Here is an 11,496-nt window from a genome sequence, read left to right as displayed (position 1 = left end):
CACGATGGACCGCACCACCACAACCACCACAACCACCGCACCGGAACGGGCCGTCCATGCTCAGCCGAATCGCAGCCGCCCTCGTCCCCGCCTTCGGGAGGCTGACCGTCACCGCCGACCCGGGCCCGCGGCCCGCCGCGCCCAGCATCCTCGTCGCCAACCACACCTCCCTCGCCGATCCGGCCGTCGTCGTCGCCGCGCTGCGCCGGTACGGGATCGAGCCGGTGATCCTGGCCACCGGCGGCCTGTGGCGCGTACCCCTCCTCGGCTCCGCGCTCCGGCGCGAGGGCCACATCGCGGTCCACCGCGGCACCGCCCGCGCCGCCGACTCCCTGGACGCCGCCGCCGTCGCCCTCGCATCGGGCCGCAGCGTGCTGCTCTACGGCGAAGGCGGCCTGCCGTCGCGCCGCGACGCGGCGGAGTCGGCCCCGGGCCCCTTCCGCAGCGGCCTGGCCCGGCTCGCCGCCGCGACGGGAGCCCCCGTCGTACCCGTCGGCCAGGCGGGCGCCCGTCGTCTGTGCTCCGGCAGCAGCGCCAAGCAGCTCGCCGGAGTCGTCACCGCCCCCCTGCGCCGACCCTGCCTGCACGTCCACATCGGCTCCCCGCTGCACCTGCCCGACCGGGTGCCGGAGGCGACGGACCGGGCCCGACGGGCCGTCACCGCCGCCTGGCGGACCGCCGCGCTCGCAGCCGGCGAAGCGTGCGCGGGAGCCTCGTACCAGTCCTCCTAGTCCTCCCGGCCCTCCTAGCGGGTCGCGTGCGCGAGGACGACGTGGGCGGCCACCTCCCGGTCGGCGTCCGTGTCGACGAAGGACACCACCACCGGGCTGCTCCCCGTCGGCCCGCCGGCGGTCGCGCGCAGCCGGTAGCGCTCGACGCGCACGGCCTCGCGGGCGAGCGGGGCGCCGCCCGTGTACAGGGACAGAGGCTTGACGTCGTTGGCGATGCGGAAGTCGGCCGGACGCCACGTGCCCGTGGCCTGGTCGAGGCGTTCGAGCAGGAACCCCGGCCCGCTGCCCGGCTGGTCCCCGGGTTCGCCGACGAGGGATTCCATCTGGAAGGCGACCAGCAGATGTCGGTACTCGGCGGAGTTCCCGTTCCGCAGGGTGACGGTGAACTCCTGCGCGACGCCGCCGCGTACGAGGGCCAGCCGGCCGCCCCGGGTGTCGACCGCGACGGTCAGCCGGGTCGGTGCGGGAGGCGGCGTCGCCGCCCGGGCCGTGGCCGGGGCCGACGGCTCGGAGGAGGAGCCGGCCGGGGAGGCCGAACCGCCCGCGCCCGCGGCCGCGGGCGCGGCCGCCGACTCCGAGGCCGACGCCGACACCTGGGCGGAAGCCGAAGCCGAAGCCGAGGCTGAGACAGAGGCCGCCGGGTCCGCGGCGTCCTTGTCCTCGCACCCCGTGGAACCCGCCAGCAGAACGGCGGCCACGGCCGCGGCGGACAGGCCCCTGCGGGGGCCTCGGGATGCGGACATGAGATCGGTTCCCCCGGAGTCGGTCGGCTTCCGCAGGAAACTAGCAACCCCCTGAGCGGCCGACGAGCCCGATCCGGCCTCGGGGCGGCGACGGTTCGGTCACGGCCGCCTGCAAGGGCTCCCCGGCCCGCTAGCCGAGCGGCTTCTCGAAGCTGAAGGCCGTCACGGCCATCCGCTCGCGGAAGTAGAAGCGGTGCGCGTCGGTGCGCTGGGTGCCGGAGTCGAGCGTGAGGGCGGTGCAGCCGGCGGCCACCGCGTGCTCCTCCAGGTGCGCGAGCAGCGCGTGCCCCACCCCGGTGGAACGGGCGGTGGCGGCGGTGACCAGATCGTCGACGTAGAGTTTGCGGACCAGGGCGGTGGTGGCCACGAGCCGCCAGCCGGCCGCGCCCACGCACACGCCGTCCGCGTCGTACGCGGCCGTGAAGCGGAGCCCCTGGCCGTGCCCCTCCGCGAGGATCCCGAGGAAGAGCTCCTCGGTGAGGTGGGGGCGGAGCTCGCGCAGCACGGGCAGCAGGTCGGCGGTGAGCCGCGGGTCCCCCGGCTCCAGGTCGATGATCTTCATGGGGCCAGCGTAAGGGGGCGGCTTGTCGGCCAGTGCTGTTGCTTTAGCTGAGCCTGTTCGAACCTGCACCACCGAATGCGAGCCCCGACGCTCGGTTCGTCGAACGAGTCGGCCAGTGGCCACCGGCACCACCCCCGAAGCACGTCCGGAACGCAGTCGCCCGTGATGGCCAGCCACCCCGTGCGGGGCACCGCGAGCTCGCCATGGCTGCGGAGCCACCGACCCTAGGCCGGTTCGTTTGGATCACTTCCGCTGGCCGAAGTTGTCGTTGATGATGTCCGTGTGACTAACCGCATCAGCGCTCTGATCTCGTCCTTCGGCGTCCTTGCCAGCGTGATGCTGCTGGCTCTTGCCGTTCGCGAGTACCGCTCTGGGGCCTCGGTTCTCTGGCTCGTGGCTGGAGCCGTGATCTTCCTCAGCGCTTCGTACGCGCTCGTTCGGGACGCGCGGCGGCTCCGCACCGGGCCGGCCGCCTGACAGCGACGCAGGCCAGGCTGGGCATCTTCACAGACGTGTCACACCGGACCTGATCGGCGCAGTGATTGCCAAGCAGGAACGGCAAGAGCGACGACGACGGCTCCTGCCCGCGCCGGCTCGTCCTCTACTTCGTTCTCGCCCTGTGTCTCTTCGCCCGGAACCACACGAGGAGGTCATGCGGCTGCTGACCAAGAGCTTCCCGCCAGCCGTGCGCTGAGCAGAGTCAATAGATCATCGCTCTGCCGAGAAGCACATCCCACCTGGGCTAATAAGTTCTCGAACCAATTTTCAGAGAAGTGGCCGACCCACTGGTGACCGAATCGCCGCCGGGGGCCTGGTGGCGGCGGGCTACGACTCCTGGCCCTGGACGGCACCCAGGTTCGATGTCCCCGACTCGCCCAGCAACGGCAAAACCTTCGACGGCCCGTCTACCGGCGGCGGAACCGCCGGGTCCTGGTTCTGGCACAGGTTTTGTGATCCGTTACGGGGGGTTACCGGCTACGGGTCTCATCCGGGTGAGTTCATAGGGAACCGAGGAATTCGCTGAGAGCTGCGGCCTCGACACCGCGGCCTGCCACCACGAGGTCAACCCCGTCCTCACCTTCGGCGAGCAGTCGAGCATCCTCACCCAGCCCGCCGAGGTCTGCGCTGCCTTCAGCCTGCCCGGCTGGGACCACCACGTTCCGCACCGCGATCGGCACTACCTCGACGTGATGCACAAGCACACGGCTTGACATCGCTGAATCCACAGAATGATCGCGGTTCCTCCGGCGCGGCCCTCTGCTTCGAGGACGAGGCGGGCTTCACCCGCCGTCCGCCCAAAGGACGCAGCTGGGGTCGGCGTGGCCGCACCCCGGTCGTGACGGTGAGTGGCCGCCGCTCGGGACGCCTGTCGGTGGCCGGCTCCTCGCCATGCGGCCCGGCTCACGCACCCGCTGTGCCACCGCCCGCGCAACCACCCTGCGGGCAAAGGCACCCGCTGCAGGATGGGCGAGCGCGACTTCATCGCACTGATCGACGGCGTCCACCAGCTCGTAAAGGCGCCGATCGTGCTGGTCTGGGACCGTCTGAACACACACGTCTCCCACGCCATGTGCGAGTTGATTGCCGAGCGAGCCTGGCTGAAGGTGTTCCTGCTTCCCGCCTACTTGCCCGACCTCAGCCCTGTGGAGTGGGTCTGGGCACACGTCAAACGCAGCCTGGCCAACCTCGCGGTCATGGCCCTCGATCGGCTCGAGGCCCTCGTACGCAACAGGCTCAAACGCCTGCAGTACCGACCCGACACCCTCGACGGCTTCATAGCCGGCACCGGCGTGACCCTCGGCACCCCAGCGTCACCCTGACAAGCCAAGTAAGTACTCGCTCGAACCTGCTTCACGCGGTACTTGAGCCAGTCGGAGCGGTGTCCCGCCCGATACGGGAGGACGTGCTCGTTGGGCCGGGACACGAGGTCACGGAGGGGCCGGGCAAGCTGGTCGGGTTCGCTTGGCCGGTTCGGCAAGCTCAACGGACGAAACCACAGACCTTGGCGGGCGGGCACGGCCTGCCACTGCCGGGTTCGTTGGTGAGCGCAATCAGGAAGCACACCGCCACCATCAGCAAAAAGCCGCCTATGGTGACCCACAGCGCATTGCGGCCCCACCAAGCCGTCATCTTCTCGCGCCGGACGCGGCGAGCCGGGCCGGCCGCGTCGTGACGGTCACCCGTCATGTTCCCCCCAGGATTGCTCTCTCTGTGGACTGAGTACCCGGGCTATTCCCACCCCTGCCCGACGGCATGCGGATCGCCCGGGACAGCTCACCCTGACGCGCCGATGTCAGTCACTCGGGACACCCGGCCAGGACGGACTACAGCTTCAATCGCTCCTTCTCCGCAAGGGTGTCCGGGTGGGTGAGGATCCACCCGGCCACAGTCCTGGGCGACGGCGGCCGTCCATCCGGCACGGTGTCACGGAAGGGACGAAGGTAAGCGCGGACGGCGCCATAACCACCTGCTTATCCGTGGCTCTGGATCTCCTTCCAGAGGGTCCACGCCTTCGTGCAGCCCCCGGCCCACCGCTCGTGCAAGTACGGCTTGAAGTCGTCGAGTTTCGTTCTGCGGTTCTGCCAGTGTCCCTGGAAGAGCTCTTCCGGGGTTGACACGTCGGCCAGGCGCTGAACGGTTCGGTAGGTCATCCGGAGTTCGCGGGCGACCGCCCGACGGCTGTGACCGTCGCCGAGTATTCCGTGGACAATGGCGTGTTTCTCGCGGGTTCGGTCGGCGAACCGGTGCCCCGTCGGCCAAGGCGACGCGCCTGCTTCAGGAGCCGGTGGCGTGGTGACGCCCTCGGAGCCGGGGACCGTGAATGGGGCTCGCAGACAGGCTCGATGGCGTGAGATGCATCGCTCGGCGGCTTCGCCGAGGTTGCGCCAGAGATGGAAACGGTCTGCGACCTGTGCTGCGGTGGGAGCCCCGGTGCTTGCGCCCTCGGCGAAGAAGGGGGGCACGGTAAAATATTCGGCCTGCGTCCGGGTCGCCGCCGTGCCGACCACCATCCGGCCGACATGGCCTGCCCGCCACCCGCGAGTGCGTGACCAGGCCACCGCTTCAGGCTGCCATCGCGCGATACGAGCGCACCGCTGTTCCTACTTCTCGCCCACATTCCTCAGGGCAGCAGCCCGCAGACGTTCCCAGAATGCGGTAACCGTTTCGGCCGGTAACCTTGCTACTCAGCAGCGAACTGAGCGCCGGGGCTCGCATTCGGTGGTGCAGGTTCGAACAGGCCCAGCTAAAGCAACAGCATTGGGTCGCCGCCTCCAGTTTCGGCCCGCCCGGATCGGGGAATGAGGCGCGTCCGGATGACGGACATGGTGCACGGCTGTCACACCCCGCGACTACTCTTGATCACGTGAGCCCCACCCCTGACGACCACCCCGCAGCCGAACGTTCCCTCGCCGAGATCAACGCCGACATCCGCTGCCTCTTCGCCCGCGCCGAGGGCCGCCTCTCCGACGCGGAGCGGATCCGGCACGCCGCCCTGCTGCAGGAGTGGGCCGCAGCCATAAGGGCCTCGGTGGTTCCGGCCGCCTAGCGCCCGTGGTCCTGCCGGGACCGGAGCGTGTCGGACCGATGAATGCGCGGCCCGGCAGCAGTCTTCCCTGCGAGCATCCGCACGTACGAGAAGGTGGACCATGAGCGACCTGCGCAGTCTGTTGGAGACCCGTGTCGGTGACGGATCGCTGCCCGGTGCCGTGGGTCTGGCGGCCCACGGGGACGACGTGGAGGTCGCGGCCGTCGGCTCCCTCGACACCTCCGGCACCGCTCCGATGGCGCGTGACTCCCTCTTCAGGATCGCCTCGGTCACCAAGCCGATGACCGCCGCGGCGACCATGGTGCTGATCGAGGAGGGCCTGCTCGGCCTCGACGCCCCCGTGGCGCGCTGGCTGCCGGAACTCGCGGCGCCGGTGGTCGTCCGTACGCCGGCCTCACCCGTCGACGACGTGGTTCCCGCCGACCGCCCCATCACCGGCGCCGATCTCCTCACCTTCCGCGCCGGCTACGGCTTCCCGGCCGACTTCTCGCTGCCCGCCGTCGCCCCGCTGTTCAGCGAGCTCAAGCAGGGACCGCCGCACCCCGGGCAGGTGGCGACGCCTGACGAGTGGACGGCGATCCTGGCGGGCATCCCGCTCCTGCACCAGCCGGGGCGGGCCTGGCTCTACAACACCTGCTCCGACATCCTTGGGGTGCTCGTCGCCCGTGCGAGCGGACAGCCCTTCCAGGACTTCCTGGCCGAGCGGCTCTTCGAGCCGCTCGGCATGCGGGACACCGCCTTCGCCGTACCGCCCGAGCAGCGCCACCGGTTCACCACCTGCTACCGCGCCGCGCCCGACGGCGGAGCCCTGGAACGGGTCGACGCTCCCGACGGCCAGTGGAGCAGCCTCCCCCCGTTCCCGTCCGGCGGCGGCGGGCTGGTCTCCACCGCCGACGACCTGCTCGCCTTCGGCCGGATGCTGCTCGCGGAGGGCTCGTACGGGGGCGGACGGCTGCTCTCGCCGGAGTCCGTACGGCAGATGACCACCGATCACCTCACGGCGCGGCAGCGCGAGGAGGCCACCCTGTTCCTGGAGGGCCAGGGCTGGGGCTTCGGCGGCTCGGTCGACGTGGCGCGCATCGACCCGTGGAACGTTCCGGGCCGGTACGGCTGGATCGGCGGCACCGGCACCGCCGCGCACGTGGTCCCGGCCACCGGAACGGTCACCATCCTGCTCACCCAGCGGGAACTGACCAGCCCCACCCCGCCCGAGGTGATGCGGGCGTTCTGGACCTACGCCGCCGCCCGCCACTAGGCCGACCGTCTCGAACGAGGCCTGGACTCCTCGGCCTCCAGGCCCTCATCGCGACCCGGCACGAAGCGCAGGAACACGGCCGCCGTGGCCGAACCTCGCGCCCGCCCGCTACTGCGTGCCCGTCGAGGACACGCTCGACTGCATGTGCTGCTCGGCGGAACTAATTGCGATGCGTACCGGCCGTGCGCCGGTCAGACTCGCGGGCATGACTGCGAAGATCACTCGTATCAACCCCGAGCAGCTGCACGAGACGCCCGGCTATCACCACATCACCGTGGTGGAGACCGGCCGTACGGCCTACCTGGCGGGCCAGTGCCCCCTCGATCGCAGTGGTTCCCTCGTCGGTTCCGGATCGCTCGAGGTGCAAGTGGACCAGGTCGTCGCGAACGCGCTCGCCGCCTTGGCCGCGGTTGATGCCGAGCCGAAACATGTGGTGCGCTCGGTGATCTATGTGCGGAGCGACGACAGGGACGATCTGGGCGTCGCCTGGCGCCGGCTCACCGACTCGGCTCTCGGACCGGCGTTCACCACCGCCAGCACGCTGTTGGGTGTTGCCCAACTCGGCTTCACGGGGCAGCTCATCGAAGTGGACCTCACTGCGGCGCTGCCCGACTGAGCCCTTTCGTCCTTTCGTCTCCGGGTCTCGAGCGCCGCCCGGCGGCTACGCCCGTCCGCTGCCGCCTCCGCCGTCATGGGCGGCAGCGGCGGCCGCCCGCTCCCGCAGCCGGCGCTTGTCCGGCTTGCCCCGCGCGGTCAGCGGGATCGTCCGCTCCCAGAACACCACGGTCGGCCGGTGCGCCGGGGCCAGCTCCTTCTCCACCAGGTCACAAGCCTCGCGGGCCACGTCCCCGCCGGGCACACATCCCGCCGCCGGCACCAGGAAGGCGCACACCTCCTCGCCGGTGAGCTCGCTGTGCCGACCCACCACCACGGCCTGGGCCACGCCCGGATGCCGGGCGAGCGCCGCCTCGACCGGAACGCAGTAGACGTTGTCCCCGTCGACCATCACCACGTCCTTGACCCGGTCGTCTAGGTACAGGTAGCCGTCCGCGCCGAGGTGCCCGAGGTCCCCGGTGCGCAGCCACCCGTCCCGCAGCACCTCGTCCGTCAGGCCGGGCCGGCCCCAGTACCCGGCCATCATCGCCGCCGACCGCACCCACACCTCGCCCGTGCCACCGTCCGCCACCGCCGTGCCCCGCTCGTCCCGTACCTCGACCTCCACCACCGCGACCGGCCGTCCGACCGACGCCAGCAGCTCGGGCCGCCCGGCCACCGCCGCCTCGTGGTCGGCTGGGGTGAGGCGGCAGATCACCGCCGCCTCGTTCATGCCGTAGCCCTGCTGCCACCGGCCGCCCCAGCGGGTCACCGCCTCCCGCAGCCGTTCGGGGTGGACGGGCGAATCGCCGTACGAGACCGTCTCCAGCCCGGGGACACCGCGGGCCGTCACGGGGTCGCCCAGCAGCCGGTACACCATCGAGGTCGTCAGGTACGTGGACACCGGTGCCAGCCGCAGGCAGGCGGCCGCGAACTCCCGGGTCCCGAAGGGGTCGAGGATCTCCACCCGCCCCCCGGCGCGCAACTGTTCCAGGCACCGGCCGCCCGAACGCTGCGCCAGCGAGGTGACCGACAGGTACACGGTTTCCGCCCAGCCCTCCGCGTGTACGGAGTTCCGTGCGGCCATCGCGCCGAAGGTGGAGGCCACCCCCTTGGGTCGGCCCGTGGTCCCACCGGTGTACGTCACCCGCGCCACGTCGTCCTCCCGCGCCGCCACGGACACCGCCGCCGGTTCGCGGCCGGCGGCCCGCCGGAGCAGCTCGTCCAGGGCGAGCCGCGGCGCCCCCGTACCGGGTACGGCGACCTCGTGCACCACGAGGTCCGGGCGACAGTCCCGCAGGATGAAGTCCAGCCCGTACAGGGCCGGTCCGGCGAGCACCTGGGTCAGACGCGCACCCAGCAGATGGGCGGCGATGCGTACCAGCAGCACCTCCGGCCGGTTCGTGCCCGCCACGCACGCCAGCCCCGCACCGCGCCCGATCCCCTCCTCGGCGAGTACCCCGGCCAGCCGGCAGGCGCCGTCCAGGACCTCCTGGAACTCCAGGACGTGCGGGCCGGCCCCGAGCGCGGGCCGGCCCGCGTTCCGCTCCAGCGCCCCGACCAGTTCCGTGACGTACCGTGCGGCCACCACGCGCCGACCCGCCTCTCCGCGCCCTGTTCCACCGCGCCCGCGGCCCTCGGCATCATGAGGGGCATGACGACCGAATCCCGTGCTCGTTCATTCAGCGCCGCGGCCGCGCGCTACGCAGACCATCGCCCGTCGTACCCGCCCGCGCTCTTCGACACGCTGACGGAACTGGCCGGCTTTCCGCTGGCCGGAGCCCGGGTCGCCGACGTCGGGGCGGGTACGGGAATCGCCACCGCCCTGCTGGCGGCGCGCGGGGCCCGCGTGATCGGGGTGGAGCCGGGCGCGGGCATGGCCGCCGAGTTCCGCCGCCGCAACCCCCGAGTCCCTCTCGTCCGCGCGGACGGCAACCGGCTGCCGTTCGCCTCCGGTCGCCTGGACCTGCTGACGTACGCACAGTCCTGGCACTGGACCGACCCGGCCCGCTCCGGCCCCGAGGCGCTGCGCGTCCTGCGGCCCGGCGGGGCGCTGGCGGTCTGGCACAACGACCCGGACGTCACGGTCGGCTGGATCGCGGATCAGCAGGCGCGCATCGAGGCGCGGTTCGGCCCGGGCTGGTACATCAACGAGCGCGCCCGCTCGCAGGAGGGGCTGCGCTTCACCGTCCGCCGCCTGACGTGGTCGCGCCGCGTCCCCGTCGACACCCATCTGGCCAAGCTGTCCACGCACTCCCTCTTCCTCGTCGGCCGGCCCGGCACGGACGCCTTCCTCGCCGACGAACGTGCCCTCCTCATGCGTGACTTCCCGGACGGCCGGGTGGAGGAGCACTACGTCGCCGTGCTGAGCCTGGCCGTACGCGGCCCCGAAGCAGCGCAGGGGCCAATCGGGTGAAGGGGAGGAACCTGTCGTCGCCCCGGGCGTTGATCAAGGCGCTCACCCATCACGCACTCGTGCGACATAAGGACCACTGATGCTGAAGAAGATTATGGCCACCGCCGCCGTCACCGCATCCATCGTCGGAGCGGGCGCCGCCCTTGCCGCCCCGGCCATGGCCATCGGCAACGACCAGGGGGTCACCACCGTCAACGGCAACGGTGCCCAGCAGATCTACGGCAACCAGAAGACGCACGGTGACCTGAGCCCGCAGCTCAGCGTGGTCCAGGGCACCCTGAACAAGCCTTGCATCGGCCTGCCGGCGAAGGTGAACGTCCAGAGCGTCCTGGCCCTGGTCAACGTCGGCGTTCAGGACATCCCGGTCCTGTCGAACCCGCAGAACCAGCAGTGCACCGAGAACTCCACCCAGGCCAAGGGCGACGAGCCGCTCTCGCACATCCTGGACAACATCCCGGTCCTGTCGGGCAACGTCTCGGCCGGCAGCTGACGCAGTCCCCTTGTGCGAGCCGGGGCCTCCGACGCCTGCGCGAGTGCCCACGGGGCCCCGGCTTGTTCCACCCGGATCCGCGGATCCACGCCTCAACCGGCGCGCACCGGCCCGACGGCCGTCAGCGTGGGCACCGAGAACCACCTCGAGGAGCCTCCTGCCCGACCGGGCAGGAGGCTCTTCGGCGTGCGCGGTGAGGCGGACGTGCGGGGGAGGGGCGGGCTCAGTTGCCGGTGCACTCCCTCCACGCCAGGTGGTAGATGGTGTTGATGCTGCCGTCCGTGGAGTCCATGGTCATGTAGCTGGTGGACGCGGGGGCGGAGGTGCCTCTGTTGACCCGCAGCTCGGTGTTGATGTTGAAGTTGCGCTGCACGCCGCACGGCGCCCACACCAGCTGGGCCCAGTCGGTCACGTCGGTGGCCTGCCAGTTGTCCTCGCGCGGGCCGTTGAAGTTGTGCGTGCGGGCGGCCGTGTCCGGGGAGCCCTGGAAGTAGTACGAGGCCTTCTCGGTGGCCTTCGCGCCCGGCGCCAGGGAGGCGTAGCCGCGGTAGTCGGCGCTGGCGATCGCGTAGGTGAAGCCGTGGGGCACGTGAACGATCAGGCTGAGCTGGCAGTTCTTGCGCGCCGCGGTGGGCGGTGCGCCGCCGCCGACCTGGGCCAGGTACTGGCTGTAGGTGACGGTGAAGGCGGTGTTGTCCTGGGACACGGCGACTTCCGCGGTGTCCTTGGGGCACCCGGAGCCGTTGACGGTCGCGACCTCGATCACGATCCGGTCGGGCGGCGGGTCCACGATGGTCGAGGGGGTGGGGTGCGTGGGGAGGGTGGCGGTGAGCAGGGCGCCGATCGCGCCGCTCACGAGGAATCCACCGGACATGGTTCTCCGATCCACTGCTTCGGTACCGGGCGGCGCGCAGGCGGGAGTGCCCGTGCGCCGGAAGGTGGGGGGTGCGGCCGGCCAGAGCGGGGCCGGGTCGTCACAGACCGGTGTGCAGGGTGGAACGGGGCAGGCCCAGGAAGGGGAATCTAGGCATGTCCCTGACAATCCCCGACGGGTGAAGACCGGGTGCCCGCATCGTAGGAACCCCGGGCGGCCCGGACCAGGGCGATGTCCGGCCAATCGCACGCCCCGACCCGGACCGGCCGGATCCCGACGACGGA

At 71.4% G+C, this 11,496-nt stretch carries 13 protein-coding genes and 1 pseudogene; 8 read left to right on the top strand and 6 right to left on the bottom strand.

Annotation, left to right across the window (positions count from 1 at the left end):
* Positions 1 to 56 precede the first annotated feature (56 nt).
* Positions 57 to 731, top strand: coding sequence for a lysophospholipid acyltransferase family protein (locus tag ACZ6JT_RS00820; protein WP_469205785.1), 675 nt, complete (start codon positions 57 to 59; stop codon positions 729 to 731).
* A 14-nt stretch (positions 732 to 745) separates the two neighbouring features.
* Here ACZ6JT_RS00820 and ACZ6JT_RS00815 read toward each other — a convergent pair whose 3' ends face one another.
* Together ACZ6JT_RS00815 and ACZ6JT_RS00810 are read right to left on the bottom strand one after the other, a co-directional pair.
* Positions 746 to 1,474 (bottom strand): hypothetical protein, encoded by a 729-nt coding sequence (locus ACZ6JT_RS00815; protein WP_469205783.1) that lies wholly within the window; start codon positions 1,472 to 1,474, stop codon positions 746 to 748.
* Positions 1,475 to 1,604: 130 nt separating this feature from the next.
* Positions 1,605 to 2,036, bottom strand: a complete 432-nt coding sequence (locus ACZ6JT_RS00810; protein ID WP_469205781.1) for a GNAT family N-acetyltransferase — start codon at positions 2,034 to 2,036, stop codon at positions 1,605 to 1,607.
* Between the two features lie 282 nt (positions 2,037 to 2,318).
* Here ACZ6JT_RS00810 and ACZ6JT_RS00805 point away from each other — a divergent pair, with 282 nt between their 5' ends.
* Positions 2,319 to 2,513, top strand: coding sequence for a hypothetical protein (locus ACZ6JT_RS00805; RefSeq protein WP_469205779.1), 195 nt, complete (start codon positions 2,319 to 2,321; stop codon positions 2,511 to 2,513).
* Positions 2,514 to 3,034: 521 nt separating this feature from the next.
* On the opposite strand, the gene ACZ6JT_RS00800 is transcribed toward ACZ6JT_RS00805, so the two are convergent.
* Positions 3,035 to 3,250: a hypothetical protein gene (locus ACZ6JT_RS00800; protein ID WP_469205777.1), complete on the bottom strand. Its 216-nt coding sequence runs from the start codon at positions 3,248 to 3,250 to the stop codon at positions 3,035 to 3,037.
* Between the two features lie 42 nt (positions 3,251 to 3,292).
* Here ACZ6JT_RS00800 and ACZ6JT_RS00795 point away from each other — a divergent pair.
* Positions 3,293 to 3,856, top strand: a pseudogene (locus ACZ6JT_RS00795) (transposase); the annotation flags it as partial.
* Between the two features lie 160 nt (positions 3,857 to 4,016).
* On the opposite strand, the gene ACZ6JT_RS00790 reads toward ACZ6JT_RS00795, so the two are convergent.
* Positions 4,017 to 4,223, bottom strand: a complete 207-nt coding sequence (locus ACZ6JT_RS00790; RefSeq protein ID WP_469205775.1) for a hypothetical protein — start codon at positions 4,221 to 4,223, stop codon at positions 4,017 to 4,019.
* 1,177 nt (positions 4,224 to 5,400) lie between these two features.
* Here ACZ6JT_RS00790 and ACZ6JT_RS00785 point away from each other — a divergent pair.
* The 3 genes from ACZ6JT_RS00785 (at position 5,401) to ACZ6JT_RS00775 (ending at position 7,454) form a co-directional block, all read left to right on the top strand.
* Positions 5,401 to 5,583, top strand: coding sequence for a hypothetical protein (locus ACZ6JT_RS00785; protein ID WP_376620362.1), 183 nt, complete (start codon positions 5,401 to 5,403; stop codon positions 5,581 to 5,583).
* A 100-nt stretch (positions 5,584 to 5,683) separates the two neighbouring features.
* A complete protein-coding gene (locus ACZ6JT_RS00780) occupies positions 5,684 to 6,838 on the top strand; it encodes a serine hydrolase domain-containing protein (RefSeq protein ID WP_469205773.1) in 1,155 nt (384 codons plus the stop codon).
* A 205-nt stretch (positions 6,839 to 7,043) separates the two neighbouring features.
* Entirely contained in the window at positions 7,044 to 7,454 is a 411-nt protein-coding gene (locus tag ACZ6JT_RS00775) for a RidA family protein (protein ID WP_388480000.1), read from the top strand.
* A 45-nt stretch (positions 7,455 to 7,499) separates the two neighbouring features.
* On the opposite strand, the gene ACZ6JT_RS00770 is transcribed toward ACZ6JT_RS00775, so the two are convergent.
* A complete protein-coding gene (locus ACZ6JT_RS00770) occupies positions 7,500 to 9,023 on the bottom strand; it encodes an AMP-binding protein (protein ID WP_469205770.1) in 1,524 nt (507 codons plus the stop codon).
* 63 nt (positions 9,024 to 9,086) lie between these two features.
* Between ACZ6JT_RS00770 and ACZ6JT_RS00765 the strand changes: the two genes are divergently transcribed.
* Together ACZ6JT_RS00765 and ACZ6JT_RS00760 are read left to right on the top strand one after the other, a co-directional pair.
* A complete protein-coding gene (locus tag ACZ6JT_RS00765) occupies positions 9,087 to 9,848 on the top strand; it encodes a class I SAM-dependent methyltransferase (protein ID WP_469205768.1) in 762 nt (253 codons plus the stop codon).
* A 79-nt stretch (positions 9,849 to 9,927) separates the two neighbouring features.
* On the top strand, positions 9,928 to 10,338 hold the full coding sequence (locus tag ACZ6JT_RS00760) for a rodlin (protein WP_469205766.1): 411 nt from the start codon (positions 9,928 to 9,930) through the stop codon (positions 10,336 to 10,338).
* A 223-nt stretch (positions 10,339 to 10,561) separates the two neighbouring features.
* Here the strand turns inward: ACZ6JT_RS00760 and ACZ6JT_RS00755 are convergent, their stop codons facing one another.
* Positions 10,562 to 11,212, bottom strand: a complete 651-nt coding sequence (locus ACZ6JT_RS00755; RefSeq protein WP_469205764.1) for a DUF4360 domain-containing protein — start codon at positions 11,210 to 11,212, stop codon at positions 10,562 to 10,564.
* Between the last annotated feature and the right edge of the window lie 284 nt (positions 11,213 to 11,496).

This window comes from Streptomyces sp. NPDC046308, assembly GCF_055588065.1.
Note: the sequence above shows the minus strand (reverse complement) of the source record. Positions and strands in the feature narration are given on the sequence as shown.